This is a genomic window from Luteitalea sp. (genome assembly GCA_009377605.1).
GTDB lineage: Bacteria > Acidobacteriota > Vicinamibacteria > Vicinamibacterales > Vicinamibacteraceae > WHTT01.
In genome coordinates this window covers 11,719-29,709 of the sequence record WHTT01000043.1, presented here as the reverse complement: position 1 = coordinate 29,709, position 17,991 = coordinate 11,719, and the positions used below count along the sequence as shown (strand labels likewise).

Below are 17,991 nucleotides of genomic sequence, written 5' to 3'. Positions count from 1 at the left end.
CGTCCGGAGCTCGATCAAGAGGCCGTCGTCCACCGCTCGGTCACACCGCCGACATCCGCGCGCCCAGGGGCGGGCTCGAACGTGTCGTACACGTAGTCGTGGGCCTCCAACACACGGAGCGCGAGATCCCGGCTCTCGCCGTCCGGCGCCCGCTCGAGTCGCGCGACGAGATCCTGTCGCTCACCAAAGATCCCATCGAGAATGGCTTGACGGTCGCTCTGACTTTGCTCGATCAAGGAGAGCAATACCCGCGATCCGTACTTGATCCACCGTGGCTGCGCGATGACCCGGTCGTCTTTCGCCGTTTCCACGACCTGACGACGGAGGATGTCCAGGACGAGCTCGGCATCGGTCTCTTCATAGGTGATGCCCAGCGTCGCAAACAGCTCTTTGACCGTCTCACGGCGCTCGTCCAATAGACGGAGAAAAAGCTCCGGTGTCACACGATCACCCATCTTCGAGTAGCGGCCGTCCGCGTCCAGGCGGACACGGTGAGACACGGTCAAGTACAGGAAATGCCAGAAGATCTCATAGGTCGCCAGGTCGTTCATGAACCGCAGGCCGGTCGAGGGATCGTCAATGGCGGCGGCGTTGTTACCGTGGAGCTGTTGATACATGTACTCCGTCGCCATGTACATCGCGTGCCGAAGCCCCTCCTCCGTCGTCGGGCCCTGCGGTCGAGCAAGGAGCTCGGTGCGCGCCTCCTCCGAGAACAGGCGCTCGGCGGTCAGGTCACGTTCCGACAGCTCGAGCGGCGTGATCCGCCCGTTGGTCAGGACGCCAAGCGCTTCCAACCGCGCGCGCTCGCCGTCGGTGGCCGTGCCAACGATGCGCTCCAGCTCGCCGAGCTCTGCGACGAGCGGCTCACGCCCCGCCGCAACGTATGCAGGAGTGATGGTCGCGACCCAGCTCTGACGGTACGTGTCATAGAGCGTCCCGTTGATGACGAACAGGCCGGTCAGCCGCTCGCGCAGCTTGTCGAACCAGATGTCGCGCAGCGCCTTCTCGTCGTTCTCGGGCGCACGTGGATTCTGCATTTGCGCCGCCATGCCGCCAATCGGCATGCCGCCAGCCAGCAGCGCCAGCAGCGCATTGCGCCTCGTGTAGCACGTCATCGTCGGCTCGGTCATCGTCACCGCACCAGGGTTCGGGATGACCATATCCGGATCGTGGTGGAACATGTCTTCACGGCTGTTCAGGTAATCCCACCGGCCGACATTGGGTCCTATCAGGTTCTCGCGCAGCACCCACTGAATCACCTCTTGCTGGAGGACGAACTCCGCGCGTTCATTGAGCATCTTGATCTTCAGGGAGCCTCGACCCAGTCCCATCGCGTTCTCGAGCGACTTGAGCAGCCGTCCGACGAGCTGCGCTTCCTGCCAGCTCTCGATCTTCGGAATGTAGTAGTAGATTCCGGAGCCGTTTCGTCTCTGCGCGTCATAGTTGTTCAAGGCATGTATCACGAGAGCCGGGATGATGGCTGGGACGGCACGCCCGTCGACCGCTATCTGCCGGTTCCGCAGATGCAGGCCAGGGACGCGGTGGAAGATCGTCGGCCATTGCTCGGGTGGCACGTCGATCGTATAGCGGCGCGGCACGCTGTTCCCCTGCGCGTCCTTCTGCACCTTCGTTGGATGGTCGAACGGGCGGTCATCCCATTCATGGGCGAGAATCTGCTTGAGATTTCGCCAGGCCTGATAGAGCTGGTCACGATAGTCGCCACCGGCGTCTTCCCAATCCCACATCCATGAGGACGCACCGGTACCAATCGCGCCCATCGCCATGCCGAGGTCGATGCAAGGACCGGTACCCTCGAGCCCCGGCCTCGTCACTTCGTCCGGAATCGGCCGGCTCGGCGCAATCTTCCAGGCCGCCGCGGTAGCGCGCCCCATGAAAGCGTCGAGCATGCCCTGCCGAATCATCGACACCGTCGCACGGTTACCATCTGGATCCGTGACCATCACGGCGCTCTCCAAGAAGTCATAGCGATCCTCGCCACGCGCGACCTGCGCTTGACGCTGATGCCTCGCTTGCAGAAGCACATTGATGTCGTCCCGAGCCTCCATCGTGAGTCGTGCGATGAGATCCTCCACGTTCAGCGCTCGACCTTCGACGGTCTGACTGCCGAAGAGCTCCGCGCAGGCACGCAGGATATCCGGACGAATGACAGCAGCTGATGGCACACAACCTCCTAATCCCTGCACATGTAGTTCAGCATCGTTGGGCCAGTCTACGGAAATAGGGTTGGCTCGGACGACAGGCAATGAATTTTAAACACTTTACATTAGCACCTTCTCGGCGGCAATATCTGACGATGCATGCGAGCATCGACGGCGTGACGCATTGGCTTGTCCGTGCGCATGTGCGGTTGACACAACCGCCGGCGCACCCAATAATCCGCGCCACACGTCGTGCCCCGTTTCATATCGTGGAGAGCGCTCATGCGCGTACAGCTCGGTAACGTCCCTCTACATCGCCACAAGGTGACCGCCGTGCTCGTAACTTGCCTCATTGTCCCGCTCGGCGTCCGCGGCACGACCAGCGGGCAGTCCGCCCCCGAGTGGCCCGACTATCTCGGAGGCGCGGACTCGTCATCTTACTCGGCTCTCGCGCAGATCAATCGATCCAACGTGCATCGGTTGGAGATCGCCTGGACGTATCAGGCCGGCGCCAACGATCGACTACGGTTCAATCCTATCGTCGTCGACGGCACGATGTACGCACTGGGGAAGGAAAGATCTATTGTCGCTCTGGATGCAACCAGCGGCAAGGAGCTCTGGGTCTATGAGCACGACCCGCTATTCCAGCGCGACATCACTGACCGCGGGATCAACGTCTGGCAACGTCAGGACGGTTCCGAGCGCCGTCTTCTCTTTGCCGCGGGCGCCTACCTGCAGGCCATCGACGCGCGCACCGGGAAGCTCATAACCTCGTTCGGGAAGAACGGCAAGGTCGACCTGCGCGAGGGCCTCGGGCGAGACCCGAGCTCGATTATCGAGTTCGGCTTTGGTTCGCTCGGCTGGACCTCTCCCGGTCGCGTCTTCGAGAACCTCCTCATCGTCGGATCGAGAACAGGTGAGGCCTACAACTCGCCGCCTGGGGACATTCGTGCCTACGACGTCGTCTCCGGCACGTTGGTGTGGTCCTTCCACACCGTCCCGCGCCCCGGCGAGCTCGGATACGACACGTACCCCAAGGAGGCCCACGAGTACGTCGGCGCCAACAATGCTTGGGGCGATATCAGCCTGGACGAAGCCCGCGGGATCGTTTACGTGCCGACTGGGTCTCCGACGTACGACTTCTACGGCGGCGACCGGAAAGGATCCAATCTGTTCGGCAACTGCCTGCTTGCGCTCGATGCGCGGACCGGCAAGCGGCTCTGGCACTATCAGGTGATCCACCACGACTTGTGGGACTACGACAACACGGCCGCGCCGCAGCTCGTGACCGTCACTCACGAGGGCCAGGAAGTCGACGTGGTGGCGATGGCCGGTAAGACAGGCTTCCTTTATGTGTTCGACCGTGTCACTGGCGAGCCCTTGTGGCCCATCGAAGAGCGGAAGGTACCCGCCTCCGATGTGCCGGGCGAAGAGGCATGGCCGACGCAGCCCTTCCCCACCGCGCCGCCGCCGTTCGCCCGCCAATCGTTTACGGTGCGAGACATCAGTCCCCACCTGGACGCTGCCGAGCATGCGAAATGGACGGACATGGTGGGAAGCTCGGTCAACAAGGGACTGTTCACGCCGCCCGCCTTGCAGAACACGATGCAGATTCCTGGCAACGCGGGGGGCGCGAATTGGGGAAGCACGGCGGCCGACCCGACACAGGGAGTGGTGTACGTCCTGTCGAAGGATGAACCGACCATGCTCAAGCTCGAGCGGCGTCCACCGCGACGCCAGACGCTGCCGGAGGGCCCGCCGGAACAGATCGGCAGGATCGTTTACGAAGAGACCTGCCAGGCCTGTCACGGCGAGGGGCTCCGCGGTGTCCCTCCGGAGATTCCGTCGCTCGTCGGTGTCACCACGCGCCTGGACAGTCACACCATCAAGCGAACGCTGCTCGTGGGTATGGGCCGCATGCCGCCGTTCAAGCTCGGGGATCGCGAGCTGACCGGCCTCATCGCGTATCTGGCCGATCCGAGCACGGCGGAAGAAGCGGCAGCCGCGTTCGATGCGGAACATCGTGCCGACCCCGAGGGCAGGCAGGCCGACGAGGCGACCGGTCCCCTGCGCTTCTGGAGCGATTACGGGTACATGCGGCCGACCATTGGGCCAGCGCCAATCGCGCCGCCCTGGTCGACGATGACCGCCTACGATCTCAACAAGGGAACGATCAAGTGGCAGGTGCCAATCGGCGAGGTTCCAGAGCTGGTCGAGAAGGGCATCGAGCACACCGGATCGGGCTCACCGAGAGGGGCGGTGGTGACGGCCGGTGGTTTGATCTTCTCCGGCACACCAGACGGCACCTTCCGTGCCTTCGACAAGGATACGGGCGAGGAGCTGTGGACGAAGAAACTGCCGTTGAACCCGCTCGGCGTCGCGGCGACCTACGAAGCTGGCGGCCGGCAGTATGTCGTCATTTCCGCGAGCCCCTTGCGAGAAGAGTCCGACGAGTCGGCAACCCCGAAAGAGGCGGAAGCGATCGAGCCCGCAGGCGCGGCTCCAGCAAAGGCGGCGGAAACGGCAGAAGACGAGGCGCAAGCAGCATACTTTGCCTTTGCCCTACCGAATCAATCCAACACCACACGTCAATAGATCGGGGCGGCCCTCGCGGATCGCCCGACCTAAAGGTCGGGCCTACTTTGATGGCTGAGAGCTGATAGCTGCTGTAGGCCAGACCTTTAGGTCGGGCGCTAAGGCGCCTTACCACGACTTGGAAACGTCTCATCCATATGCGCTGCTTCCTCCTGATCCTGACGCTCGCGCTCGCCATCCCGGCTTGCTCGCGAGAATCCTACGATCTGCTCATCGTCAACGGCACCGTGGTCGACGGCACCGGAGCCGAAGGCCGGCGCGAAGATGTGGGCATCCGCGACGGACGGATCGTGGCGCTGGGCGATTTGAGCAGCGCTCAGAGCGCTCGGACCATCGACGCCACGGGCCTCGTCGTTGCGCCCGGCTTCGTCGATATGCACAACCACTCCGACGACACGCTGCTCGATGAGCCCAGATGCGAGAGCATGATCCGCCAGGGCGTCACGACCATGGTGCTCGGCGAAGGCGAGTCACAGGGCCCCCTCAGGGAAGGCGAACGCGCCTGGACAACGCTCGGCGGATACTTCGACCACGTCGCGCACAAGGGCGTCGCCGCGAACATCGGCTCGTACGTCGGCCAGGGGCAGGTCTGGACCTACGTCAAAGGGCACGAGATGACCCCGGCGACGCCTGACGAAATCGAGGCAATGCAAGAGGAGATCGCGAGAGCCATGCGCGAGGGCGCCATGGGCCTATCGACGTCCCTTCTGATGCCTCCCGCCAATCTCGTGACCAATGAGCAGCTGGCGGATCTCGCGCGCGTGGCAGGCGAGTACGGCGGCATCTATTCGACGCATATTCGCGATGAAGGCGAGGGCGTGCTCGACGCCGTGCAAGAAGCCATCAACGTGGGCACGTGGGCGGACATCCGAGTGGATATCATCCACATGAAGATCGCGCATCGTGAGCTCTGGGGCCGTGTCTCGGAGATCTTCACGATGATCGAGCAGGCGCGCGCAGATGGACACGACATCCGCGCCAACGTCTATCCATACCGCGCGGGCAACAACAACTTGCGATCCATCATTCCACCGTGGGCGCACGACGGTGGGAACGAGAAGATGCTCGAGCGCCTGCGGGACCCACGACTACGCGCCCGGATGCGTCGAGAGATTCTCGAGGGCCTCCCGGGCTGGTACAACCACTACCTCGCCACTGGCGGCGGTTGGGGGGGCATGCAGCTCGTTGCCCTCGCCGACGAGCGAAACGCGCCGTTCGTTGGCAAGCGTATGAGCGAGCTCATTGCTGCGCGCGGTGGGGATCCAGTCGAGGTGCTCTTCGATGTGCTGCTGGAAGAGGAAGGAAGCGTCTCCACCATCTTCTTTCACCACGCCGAAGAGGATATGCAGCAGGTGATGAAGCAGCCCTATACGTCGATCGGCTCGGACGGATCCGCGATTTCACGTGACGGCCGCAGGGCCAGCACACACGTGCACCCTCGCTGGTACGGCACGTTTCCACGGGTGCTCGCGCGCTACACGCGGGAGCTAAAGCTGCTCACCTTGCCCGAAGCGGTCCGGAAGATGACGACTATGAACGCCGAGAAGATCAACGTCGTGGATCGCGGCGTCTTGAAGACCGGCAATTGGGCAGATGTGACTGTCTTCGATCCGGATACGGTGGCGGATAAGGCGACCTTCGAAGAGCCGCACCAGTATCCAGAGGGCATTCCTTACGTCATCGTCAACGGCGTGCTCGTCCTCGATAACGGCAAGCACACTGGTGCACTGCCGGGTCAAGTCCTGACGGGCCCGGGTTATCGGCGTAACCCCCAGCAGACCGATTGACGTCCTTTTCGTGTGTCTGTAGGCCTGCGCTTTTCGAGCGTGAGGACGGTGCCTTGACAACGAACGCAGATCATATATTGTATGGCGACAAAGCTGAGGCAGACGCGCTACGGGCCCTTTGCTCGCGAAAGGTCCACCTCGCCGATTTTCTATCCTTCGGCTGAAGGCGCTTTCCAGTTGCGCTTGAGATAATGCGGAGCAACTGTTCGGGAACGGTCAACGTCGCCTGGCGATATAGTTCGCGGCGCGAACAAATCGGCCTCACGGGTCTTGTGTCCCCCGCCTGTTCCCGCAATATCCGGCCATCAATTTCATCGACAACGGCGCGCGCCACGACTACCATGCGCTGAACCTCGAGGTGCGGCGTCGGCTCAGGAACGGCTTGAGCTTCCAGTCCACCTGGACCTGGGCGCGCGATATCGAAGAGGGCCAGGGGGAAGATCCGCATGAGCCCCTCGGGCAGCGCGGCCCGCGGCAATTCATTCCGACGCACCGATGGGTGAACTTCGTCCTCTATGAGTTGCCATTCGGCCGGGGCCAGCGGTGGTTAGCCAGCGCCCCAGGGGTGGTAGACGCGCTTGCTGGCGGCTGGATGGTCTCACTCATCGGGATTCTGCAGACCGGGCAGCACTTGACCCCAACCGTCAATATGCCAGATCCTGCGGGCATCGCGTTCACGCAGTCCAACAACCGACCCCTGGTGACGATCCGCCCGGATGTGCTCCAGGATCCTGAAACGGTGGCGTTTCATGTCTACCGTCAGGATATCTATGGCGCCACGGAATATGAGCGCCTGACGTCCAATCCCGTCACCGAGAGTACGACCTATGTGGACGACAGCGCGCGCAACGGCAAATCCTATCGCTACCGGGTCCAATCAATTGTCGACGCGAACGAAGTCCCCGACCGAGAGACGGCTTACGTCACCTCCACGGACTGGCACAAACCCTACGTCTCCATCGCCCTCGACGGTGACTACACGGCCCGAGCCGTAGGTATCGGCGACCTCGACGGCGATCGGATCCTCGACTTCGTCATCAAGCAGCCGGACTTCAACACGGATCCCTACTATCGCCAGCGGTACTGGAAGCGGAGCGCCGAACCCTACAAACTGGAGGCTTACAACGGCGCCAATGGACGGCTGATATGGCGCTACGACATGGGCTGGGCCATCGAAACGGGGACGTGGTACTCCCCGTTCGTCGTGTACGACATCGATCAGGACGGCTTTGCGGAGGTGTACACAAAGGCGGGCGAAGGAGATCCGCGGGAGATCGACGGCCGTGTCCTGACCGGTCCTGAATATTTGGTGAAGCTTGACGGGCGTACGGGTCAGGTCACAGCCCGCACCGAATGGCTGTCCCGCGGGGGCTGGAATCACTACAATCGTTCCCAGCGGCACATGCTGGCGGTGGCCTACCTGGATGGCAAGACTCCTGCCTTGATCATGCAGCGTGGCACGTATGATCTGATGAAGACTACGACGCTGGACAAGGACTTCAATCAGATCTGGAACCGAGAAGCCAAGAATCCTCACGATCTGCCTGGTCCCGGCACCCACGGCCTGATCAGCGCCGACGTCGATGACGATGGTCGCGACGAGTTGATCTTGGGGGCGACCGCGCTCGACCATGACGGACGCGTGCTCTGGGAGACCGGACTGGGGCATCCCGATGTTTGCCACCTCGCCGACATCGATCCCAACCGCCCAGGGTTAGAGCTGTTCGTGGGGATCGAACCTCGCCGGTCCAGCCAGGGGCTGGCACTGATTTCCGCACGGGACGGGCGCATCCTCTGGTCGTACGACGGTCCAACGCAACACATCCATTCCAAAGGGATGATCGGTGACATCGATCCGGCGCACCCTGGGATGGAATTGTACGGAGGCGAACAGAACGGCAGCCAGTATTGGTTGTACGCAGCCGATGGCACGCGTCTCTCGGATCCATCGTTCGGCATCCTTGGCCCGTTGGCCGTGTGGTGGGACGACGACGCGCAGAAGGAGATCGTGGTCGACGGTCGATTGTTCACGTATCCGGATGAGACGATCATGAACATCGAAGGAGGCGTGCTGGCCATTGCGGACGTCCTGGGAGACTGGCGTGAAGAAATCATCACCAGCCTCCCGGGCGAGCTCCGCATCTACTCGTCGACCCGTCCATCGCGTTGGAGACGTCCGTGGTTGATGGACGACCGGCAGTATCGGCTGGGCGTCGTTACCGGATCGATGGGATACTACAGAGAACCTCAGTTGAGAACTTCTCTGACGCCGCCGCGTGACAACACGCGGTTAGGTCGGGCGCGGGAGCAGTAGCTATGTCGACTCGCTGGCGCCGCGCGCTTCTCATCACCATCGCGGGAGTCGTTCTCCTGAGCGGCAGCGCTCGTTGGCTGCAGGGACAGGATGAGCGCTACGACCTCCTCGTGCGGGGAGGCCGAGTCATCGATGGGACCGGCAATCCCTGGTTCAGTGGCGATGTCGGTATACGAGGCAATCGGATCGCCGCCGTCGGCCAGCTGGACAACGCCAGCGCTCGACGCGTCATCGATGCGACCGGTCTCGTCGTCTCGCCCGGCTTCATCGACCTGCACACGCATTCAGACGAACCTCTCGTCGCCGACGGGAACGCGGAGAGCAAGGTTCGGCAGGGCGTCACAATCGACGTCCTCGGTGAAGGAAGCACCGTGGCGCCGGGAGACAACCTCGCGGATGCTCGGTGGAGGACCTTCACTGACTACTTCGAGCTGCTGAAGCGCCAAGGCATCTCGATGAACGTGATCTCACACGTCTCCTCCGAGCAGGTGCGTCGTGTCGTGCTCGGCTACGAGACACGTCCGGCGACGCCGGCCGAGCTCGACCGTATGAAGCAGCTCGTGGCGCGCTCGATGGAGGAGGGTGCCTGGGGGCTCGTCGGCCGCTTCGAGAGCGGGGGCCCGCCATACCCAGATGAGGTTCTGGCGCTGGCGAAGGTCGCGGCCACCTATGGCGGCAACTACGCCACGCACCACGGCAGCGAGGGTTACGAGCAGGACAAGGAGATCGCCTTCGCGATACGGGTGGCCGAAGAGGGCAAGATGCCCGTACACATCTTCCACCTCAAGATCCGTGGCGAGGAGCTCTGGCCGAAACTGCGGTCCAACGTGGAACAGATTCAGGCCGCGCGTGACCGTGGCCTCGACGTCACCGCGAACCTCTATCCCTACACGGCGATGCAGCACGGCTGGAGCGCCTGCTTTCCACTCTGGATGCGTGAGGGAGGTCCCACGAAGTTCGCCGAGCGGCTCGAGCAAGCAATGACCGATACGGCTCTGCGCGAGAAGGTCAAGAACGATCCGGAGTTCATCGCCTGGTCGAAGGAGCACGGCTGGTGGGAGGGCATCGTCTTGGGGACTGCGTCGACGCCGGAGAACCGCAAGTACGAGGGTATGTCGGTCGCTGACATTGCCAAGCAGCGCGGTGACGAAGACCCCGCCGATACCATCATCACGCTGTTGGCGGAAGAAGGAGGCAACGTCAGAGGCATCTTCCACAACCAGTCGGAAGAGAACGTCGAAATGGTGATGAGGCAGCCGTGGGTTGCCCCAGCAAGCGATGGCAGCGCCCTCAACCTCGACGTAGCAGGGTTCCCTCATCCGCGCAGCTACGGGACGAACGTTCGTGTGCTCGGCCGGTACGTCCGCGAGAAGAAAGGCCTGACGCTCGAGGAAGCGGTCCGCAAGATGTCGTCGCTGCCAGCCCAGATCCTCGGCCTGCGCGACCGCGGCCAGATTCGCGAGGGCTTCGCAGCCGACGTCGTGGTCTTCGATCCGGCGACCGTCGGAGACACGAACTCGTTCGAGAAGCCCAAGTCGTACGCGAAGGGAGTGCTCTATACGATCGTCAACGGGGCGCTGGTGATCGACCAGGGGGAGCATTCGGGAGCTCGCCCAGGCCGCCCACTGCTCGGCCCCGGCTACAAGGGCACCAAGGCTTCCTCCGCCGCGAGGCCTTAGCCTGGCGGGCGATGCGAGCACGGCTGCAACCGAGGGCGGTACGGACCGCGAGCTCGTTTCGCCGCGCGTCGGCGCGGCCGAGTAGGCCGACGAAGCTCGCCGACCAGCCTGCGCGATCGGCCAGAAGGACGCCGGCAGGCATCGCAAGTACTGCCCCCACGATCACGCCAACATTGATGAGGGCGAGCGCCCTTCCGTCGCGGCCTGGCCCGGCGATCCGGGCGATGGCCGCGCTGCCAACGCTGACAAAGACGGGCAGGGCGGCGCCTTGGACGACACGAACAGCAACCAGGATCGGATAGCTCGGGATCACCGTCGCCGCGAGGCCCCCGAGCCCGAAGATGAGCAGCGCCACAACGAGAACGGGCCGCGCCTCGAGCTTACTCACACCAATGGTAAGCGGCGGCCCTAGGAATGCCGATGACAGGGCGAACCACGTCACAAGACGACCGCTCTCCGAAAGAGAGATTGCGAGGTCCCGCGCGATCATGGGCACTAGGCCAACGACGATGAACTCCGTTGTCACGACCACTGCGACCGCGAAGGCAAACAGGGCGGTCGTGGCGTTCAGAGAGAGCGCCGGCGGCCCCGGGGATGCCGGCTCGAGTCGAGACGCTGCCTTCACGCGTTGGCTCCGCCGTCGATGGTGAGGGCGGCGCCCGTCACGAAGCGCCCGTCCGGGCCCGCGAGCCACGCGACCAGACCGGCGACGTCGTGCGGCTCGCCGTAACGCGGAATCGCCATGAGGCTGCGCTGCTCGTCAGCCAGCGGTCCCTCGGCGGGGTTCATGTCGGTGTCGGTCGAGCCGGGATGGACGACGTTCACCGTGATCCCACGGGAGCCGAGATCACGCGCCATCCCTTTGGTGAGCCCGACGAGCGCTGCCTTGCTCGCCGCATACACACTGAGCCCCGGGCCGGGAACACGCTCGGCCAAGTTGCTGCCGATCGAGATGATGCGCCCGCCCTGGCCCATGTGGCCCGCGGCTGCCTTCGACGCGATGAACACGGCGCGCACATTGACCGCCATGGCCGCGTCGAAGTCCTGAAGAGTGACCGTCTCCAACAGTCCCGCCGAAAAGATGCCAGCATTGTTGACGAGAATATCCAGTCGTCCGAGAGCCGCCACGGTCTGTTCCACTGCGGCATCCAAGGCGGCAGGATCAGCATTGTCCGCCGCAATGGCGAGACCGCGCCGCCCGGCAGCTTCGATGTCAGAGACGACCGCTCGTGCCTTCTCCTCGGAGCGCGCATACGTCAGTGCCACGTTGGCACCCTCATTGCCGAGCCTCATGGCGATCGACGCTCCAATCCCGCGACTGCCGCCCGTCACCAGTGCAACCTTGTTCTTGAGTCCAGGCATTCACCACTTCCTTTCTGTATCGATCGATACAGAATATAATAGCGCTTGCCCGGTCGCGTCAAGGGTTTATATATTGATCGGTACAGAAAGAGGGTTCCGATGCCAGACAGAGGTCGTCCACGCAGCTTCGACCGCGACGCCGCGCTGCGGCGCGCGATGGAGTTGTTCTGGGCAAAAGGCTATGACGGCACGTCGCTGTCAGACCTGACGACCGCGATGGGCATCAATTCGCCCAGCCTGTATGCTGCCTTCCGTAGCAAACAGGCGCTGTTTCGGGAAGCTGTGCGGCTCTACGGCGCAAGCGAAGGCACGGAAATCTGGGACGCCATTCCGAACGCTCCGACGGCGCGGGAGGCGATCGAGCGCTTTCTCCACCGAACGGCTGAGTCGTTCACGAGGCGGGGTAAGCCCAGGGGCTGCCTCATCGCGCTGGGCGCCCTTCACACGCGTGACGGGTCGGACGCGGTTGTCTGCCGCGAGCTACGAGATCACCGTGCCCAGAACGCCAAGACGCTACGTCTACGGCTGGAGCGCGGCGTCGCCGAGGGGGAGCTTTCCGAAGGCTTCGACTGTCGTGCCGCCGCCACGTTCTACGCGACTGTCCAGCATGGCATGTCCATTCAGGCTCGCGACGGCGCCTCGCGCGAGACGCTACTCGCGGTCGCTCATTGCGCGATGGCGGCGTGGAACACGCTGGTGAGCAGATCTTCACCCAGCAAGCACCTGCGCCCGCCAAAGGTGCGTCCAGAGACCCATTGGCAGCGACGCGGCAAGAACTTGCCGGAGAAGACGCGCAAGGCGGCGGTCCCACCGTAGCGGGTTCGGTGGAGCTGCAGAGATCTTGGAAAAGCCTGGGTGAGCGGGATTCAGGACGATATTCTCACCCGTAGGCACGACGACCGACGGGACGACGAGGGCGATTGACTCGGACCTCGCCAGCCACTGATCTCCGAAGAGGCGACTCGCATACGGCGGATGGGCGTCCCATTCCGGAAGGTCTGCTCGGCCAACACGTTCGACGGCCACCGCCTCCGGTAGCGTCAGCTCGAGCCAGACCGAATGCTTGGCCACGATGTCGTTGCTGGCTGCGAGATATTCCAGCATGGCGGTCGCGAGATCACACGACGCATAGACCACGCGCCGTCCGGGCGAATTCCACCTACCGCCATACAGCGCCGCGCCTTCGCCGCTCAACAGCGGAAATCTGGCGTCGCCCAGCCGATACGCTCGCATCTGTCACACAGGTAAGCCGTAGAGGATCCTGGCAAGGACGTCCTCGACCTGGCGTAGCCCGACGTCCGTCTTGAGCAACTCGAAAGGACTCTTCTGGCCGAGGAGGGGATGAGCGCGCGTCAAAAACCGCGCGGTATCCTCCGGATCATCGAAGACCTTGGTCGCCATCGCCAGCAGCCGTGCGACGCGTGCGAGCCGCTCGCTCTCCTCGGGCGAGAGCCGATCCGTCCGACGCTTGAGCGTAGCAGGTGCCACGACGAAACGCTCGAGCCCGCTCACGACATCCTTGTGGAAGGGGTGTGCGGCGATGAGGCGGAACACATGCTGATACATGTGCTTCGGCAAGCCGCCGGTGAGGCGCTCATGGAAATCAATCCAGGACCGCATGCGCATCTGACGCGCACGCGCGCCAGCGAGCACGTACATGACATCAGGCAGGTCGACCATCTCCGAAACTAATCACCTGAGCCATATTATCGGCTCATATGAGCTTCACCGTCAAGCCACCTTGGCCGGAGGTCGCACATCACCGATCATCATCCAGGCGACGAGCGCGCTGGCCACGGCAAGCGCTGCACCACTCCACATCGCCACGCGGAAGCCCACGAGGAACGACTCGTCAATGGCCTTCCGAAGCTCTCGTGCCTCCGCGGGTGACGCGCTTGCGGGAGGCTCCGCTGCGGCGAGGTTGATCCGTTGCTCCGCGAGCTGCTCCACGACATGCGGACCGACGTTGAGCGCGACCAGGCGATCGTCCAGTGCCTCGTTGAACGTGCTGACGACCAGCAGTCCCATGACGGCGAGCGCCAGCAGGCCGGCAGCGCGGGAGAGCGCATTGTTGATTCCGGAGGCGACGCCTGCGCGGTCCGATTCCACCGAGCTCATGACGACGGTCACCAGTGGGGCAACGGCAATCGCCATGCCCACTCCCATGACCAGAAACGCTGGGAAGAAGGTCGTCCAGTAGCTCCCCTCCGTCCCGGGACGCACCGCAAGCGCGAAGCCGGCGGCGGTGACCAGCGGGCCCACAACGAGGGGGAGCTTGGCGCCGACGAGGGGGACGAGTGCACCGGTCCAGCGGGAGAGGAACGCGATGGCAAGAATGAAGGGGAGCCACGCCGCCCCCGCCTGAGCCGGCGTGTAGCCCTGGACCTGAACGAGATTGAACGGCAGGAAGAACAACGCCCCGCCAAGGGCGCCATAGAGCAGGACCGTGAGGAGGTTCGCGCCCGTGAAGGTTCGGGATCTGAAGACGTCGAGCGGCATCATCGGGGCCGCGACCTGCCCTTCCACCCAAACGAAGAGACCGAGGATCAGAACGCCGGCGATCATCGTTCCCAGCGCGATCGGGTGTGTCACCCCGAGGTTCGCCGATTCGATCAGCCCATAGACGAGCATGCCCAGTCCAGCGACGCTGAGCCCGGCGCCGAGCCAGTCGATCCGTCCCGCGCCGGGGTTAGCGGTTGCCGCGGACATGTCCCGCGTCTCGGGCACGCGGGTCGCAGCGATCAGGAGCACGACGACGGCAAACGGGAGGTTGAGCAGGAAGACCCAGCGCCAGGAGAACGTGGTCGCGAGCCAGCCCCCGAGGACCGGTCCAGCCGCCGCGGTGATCGCCGTGAAGCCGGACCATGTCCCGATGGCCTTGCCTCTGGAAGACTTGTCGAACGACGCGCTGATGATGGCCAAGCTTCCTGGCACCAGCAGCGCCCCGCCAATGCCCTGCCCTGCGCGCGCAATGATCAGCTGGGTGGGGTCCGGCGCCAGCCCACACCAGAGCGACGCCGTGGCAAAGGCGCCCACGCCCCACATGAACACGCGGCGGCGTCCGAGGCGATCTCCCAGTGCGCCACCCACCAGGATGAGCGCCGCGAGAAAGAGCATGTACACCTCGATGATCCATTGCAATTCGGTCACGGAGGCGCCGAGACTGCTCTGCAAGACCGGCAGCGCCACGTTGACGGCGGAGCTATCGATGAAGGCCATGCTGCTGCCCAGGATCGTTGCCGTGAGCACCCAGCGGCCGACGGCTGGATCGCAGGCGATGACGAGCGGCCCGCTGAGGATCTCTCCGGCGTCGCAGGGCGGTTTGGCAACCATCGTGGTCATGGCAATCGATCCTCGTGTTCTGTCGGTATCATGGTGTCTACCCCGAGCCCGAAGGAGGCGGACGTGAACATCGATATGGAGCGCTCGTTCCCCGTGTCACGCGAAACACTGTGGCGCGTCCTGCACGACACCGAGAGCATGGTGAACTTTATCCCAGGTTGTGAGCGACTCGAGGCCATCGGGCCGGATCGCTACGCCGCGACGCTCACCGTGGGTGTCGCGGCCGTCAAAGGCACGTACAACGGCGTGGTGCAAATCAAGGAGAAGGATTTTCCTGCGAGCTACACGCTCGAGATCGAAGGACGCGCCGCTCCCGGCTTCATGCAGGGGACGGCCAAGCTGGACCTGAGCGAAACGAGCGACAGCCAGACACTGCTGTCCGTAAAGGGGCAAGCCCAGGTGGGCGGGCTCATTGCGTCGGTCGGCCAGCGTCTCTTGACCGGCGTCGCTCGCCAACTGACGCGACAGATGTTCGACAACATCGAGCGAGAGCTCGCCCGCTAACGTCACCTGGTGGGGCTGGCCGGCTCACCGGGGTAACCGGGTGACGAGGTGACAAGGTGACCGGGTGACCAGGTGACGGGGCAACTCGGTGGTTGGAGGTCGCAAGCCGGGGGAGACGTCCCGTGCGGAGCTGAGCCAAGCAGGCACTCGCCACGGACGTTCGCGCAACCCCATCCCCTGTCACCCCATCACCCTGTCACCCCGGTCACCTTGTCTGCCCCCAATCGCCTCCGCCGCCCGGCGCCTCGACGCGCGGGCCCGACCTTCTGGGTCGAGCATGCGCGGCACGTCCGGAGACAATGACGTTGCCAACGTCGTCCACCTCGAACCGGAACCGGGGCGGTACAACGGTTGTCGCCATCTCGCTCACGACGAGCGCCGGACCGTCGGCGCTGGCTCCCGACACCAGCTGATCGTGGCGATAAACGGCGGCTCGATGCGAGCGGCCCGCAAAGACGCTGTCACGCAGACGGCACGGCGTCGCGCTGATCGCCTGCTCGCGCGGCATTCGCGGCAGCGCCGGTTTTCGTGACAGGCCGATGGCAACCACGCGGACGTTGACGACCTCTCTCGATCGCTGGGGATTGGAATAGCCGTAGAGACGTGCGTGATGTCGATCGAACTCGTCACAATAGTGCGGCGTCAGTGGCACGGTAATCTCGTAAGACTGCCCGATGTAACGCACGTCGACCGAACAGTCGATGGCCAAGCGCTCGCCCGAAAATCCCTCATCTGCCATATCCCGCTGCGCCTGTGCGATCAACGGCTGGAAGAGCGTCCGCAGGTCGGCGTCGCGGAGGTCGGAGGCTGACCGAAGCACGCTCTGCGAATAGTCCCTCTTCACGTCCGCGAGCAGCGTTCCGAGTGCCGACAAGACACCGGCATGTCGGGGCACGATTACCGTCCGGATGTCGAGCGCCTCGGCAATCTCGCACGCATGCATGCCGCCTGCGCCGCCGAAGGCGAGCAAGGCGAAATCGCGCGGATCGAAGCCCCGCTGGACCGACACCACACGTATGGCACGCTCCATGTTGGCGTTTGCAACACGAATGATCCCTTGTGCCAGCGCGCGCACCGTCAGGCCCGCACGTTTGGCGAGATCGGCCGCGCATCGCTCGGCTCGTTCGACGTCGAGGGCAATCCGTCCACCGAGAAAATACGCTGGGTCCAGACGGCCCAACAAGAGGTTGGCATCGGTTACCGTGACGTCGGCGCCGCTGCCGTAGCACGCTGGCCCAGGATCTGCCCCGGCGCTCCGCGGCCCAACACGAAGGGCTCCGCCTGCGTCGACGAAGGCGATCGATCCGCCCCCAGCACCCACCGTGTGTATATCGATGACCGGCAGCCTGACCGGACAGTCCGCAATCAGCGACTCGGTCGTCACCGCAATGCTCTCATCGATCAGGCTCACGTCGGTCGAGGTGCCGCCCATGTCGAAGCTGATGACGCGGGAAAAGCCAGCAGCTTCCGCCACGGCCCGAGCCCCGACCACACCGGCCGCAGGACCTGACAGAATCGTGCGAACCGCTGCGCGCCTCGCGGTCTCGGCAGAGATGCAGCCGCCGTTGGACTGCATGACCCGCAGACGGGCGCTTCCCACCTGCGTCTCCAGATTCGCCAAATACCGATCCATGAGCGGCGCCACGTACGCGTTGATGGCAGTCGTGCTCCAACGCTCGAACTCGCGATACTCCGGCAGAACCTGGTGTGAGCAGGAGACCGACACGCCCAATGCCGCCAGGCGCTCCGCCACGGCCTTCTCATGAGAAGGATTGGCGTACGAATGGAGCAGACAAACAGCCACCGCTTCCGGTGTTCGTGCCTGTAGTTGGAGGATCAACGCCTCGAGTTGGTCCTCGTGAACCGGCTCGAGAATCTCACCACTGCGTGACACGCGCTCTTGCAGCCCGAATGTCGAGCCTGGTGCAATCAACGTTCGAGGTGCGGTGACCATGAAGTCGTACAACGCGCGCCGCGTCTGCCGGCCGATCTTCAGCACATCCTCGAAGCCAGCCGTCGTGATGAGCGCCACGCGGGCGCCGCGCCCTTCGAGAACGGCATTGGTCGCCACGGTGGAACCGTGGACGATGTCTGCATGGGCCATTGGACCGGCGGCTTCTTGGATGCCGCGCAGCATCGCTCGAGAAGGATCTGCGGGGGTGGATCGTACCTTGTGGATTCTGAGGCCGGCGTCGTCGAGCACGACGACATCGGTGAACGTTCCGCCCGTATCGACGCCGATGCGCACA

General features: G+C 63.8%; 13 protein-coding genes. 6 read left to right on the top strand and 7 right to left on the bottom strand.

Going from position 1 to position 17,991, the window contains the following annotated elements:
- Nucleotides 1-14: 14 nt before the first annotated feature.
- Nucleotides 15-2,183, bottom strand: a complete 2,169-nt coding sequence (locus tag GEV06_15455; GenBank protein ID MPZ19290.1) for a hypothetical protein — start codon at nt 2,181-2,183, stop codon at nt 15-17.
- A gap of 258 nt (nt 2,184-2,441) precedes the next feature.
- On the opposite strand from GEV06_15455, the gene GEV06_15450 reads away from it, so the two are divergent.
- From GEV06_15450 to GEV06_15435, 4 genes are all read left to right on the top strand, one after another.
- The gene (locus tag GEV06_15450; protein ID MPZ19289.1) at nt 2,442-4,754 is read left to right on the top strand and encodes a PQQ-binding-like beta-propeller repeat protein; all 2,313 of its coding nucleotides are present in this window, start codon (nt 2,442-2,444) and stop codon (nt 4,752-4,754) included.
- 137 nt (nt 4,755-4,891) lie between these two features.
- Nucleotides 4,892-6,541, top strand: a complete 1,650-nt coding sequence (locus GEV06_15445) for an amidohydrolase family protein (protein MPZ19288.1) — start codon at nt 4,892-4,894, stop codon at nt 6,539-6,541.
- Nucleotides 6,542-6,899: 358 nt separating this feature from the next.
- On the top strand, nt 6,900-8,855 hold the full coding sequence (locus GEV06_15440) for a hypothetical protein (protein MPZ19287.1): 1,956 nt from the start codon (nt 6,900-6,902) through the stop codon (nt 8,853-8,855).
- A 2-nt stretch (nt 8,856-8,857) separates the two neighbouring features.
- The gene (locus GEV06_15435; GenBank protein ID MPZ19286.1) at nt 8,858-10,534 is read left to right on the top strand and encodes an amidohydrolase family protein; all 1,677 of its coding nucleotides are present in this window, start codon (nt 8,858-8,860) and stop codon (nt 10,532-10,534) included.
- On the opposite strand, the gene GEV06_15430 is transcribed toward GEV06_15435, so the two are convergent.
- Together GEV06_15430 and GEV06_15425 are read right to left on the bottom strand one after the other, a co-directional pair.
- A complete protein-coding gene (locus tag GEV06_15430) occupies nt 10,422-11,228 on the bottom strand; it encodes an MFS transporter (GenBank protein MPZ19285.1) in 807 nt (268 codons plus the stop codon). The genes GEV06_15435 and GEV06_15430 overlap by 113 nt on opposite strands.
- The gene (locus GEV06_15425) at nt 11,156-11,896 is read right to left on the bottom strand and encodes an SDR family oxidoreductase (GenBank protein MPZ19284.1); all 741 of its coding nucleotides are present in this window, start codon (nt 11,894-11,896) and stop codon (nt 11,156-11,158) included. The genes GEV06_15430 and GEV06_15425 overlap by 73 nt, the downstream gene beginning before the upstream one ends.
- A 99-nt stretch (nt 11,897-11,995) precedes the next feature.
- Between GEV06_15425 and GEV06_15420 the strand changes: the two genes are divergently transcribed.
- On the top strand, nt 11,996-12,712 hold the full coding sequence (locus GEV06_15420; GenBank protein MPZ19283.1) for a TetR family transcriptional regulator: 717 nt from the start codon (nt 11,996-11,998) through the stop codon (nt 12,710-12,712).
- On the opposite strand, the gene GEV06_15415 is transcribed toward GEV06_15420, so the two are convergent.
- The 3 genes from GEV06_15415 to GEV06_15405 are packed head-to-tail and all read right to left on the bottom strand — an operon-like array spanning nt 12,605 to nt 15,238.
- Entirely contained in the window at nt 12,605-13,129 is a 525-nt protein-coding gene (locus GEV06_15415) for an RES domain-containing protein (GenBank protein MPZ19282.1), read from the bottom strand. The genes GEV06_15420 and GEV06_15415 overlap by 108 nt on opposite strands.
- Nucleotides 13,130-13,132: 3 nt before the next feature.
- Nucleotides 13,133-13,576, bottom strand: a complete 444-nt coding sequence (locus GEV06_15410) for a DUF2384 domain-containing protein (protein MPZ19281.1) — start codon at nt 13,574-13,576, stop codon at nt 13,133-13,135.
- Between the two features lie 51 nt (nt 13,577-13,627).
- Nucleotides 13,628-15,238: a DHA2 family efflux MFS transporter permease subunit gene (locus GEV06_15405; protein ID MPZ19280.1), complete on the bottom strand. Its 1,611-nt coding sequence runs from the start codon at nt 15,236-15,238 to the stop codon at nt 13,628-13,630.
- A gap of 30 nt (nt 15,239-15,268) precedes the next feature.
- Between GEV06_15405 and GEV06_15400 the strand changes: the two genes are divergently transcribed.
- Nucleotides 15,269-15,742 (top strand): carbon monoxide dehydrogenase, encoded by a 474-nt coding sequence (locus GEV06_15400; protein ID MPZ19279.1) that lies wholly within the window; start codon nt 15,269-15,271, stop codon nt 15,740-15,742.
- A 205-nt stretch (nt 15,743-15,947) separates the two neighbouring features.
- On the opposite strand, the gene GEV06_15395 is transcribed toward GEV06_15400, so the two are convergent.
- Complete coding sequence (locus GEV06_15395; protein ID MPZ19278.1) at nt 15,948-17,990, bottom strand: hydantoinase/oxoprolinase family protein; 2,043 nt, start codon at nt 17,988-17,990, stop codon at nt 15,948-15,950.
- Nucleotide 17,991 lies beyond the last annotated feature (1 nt).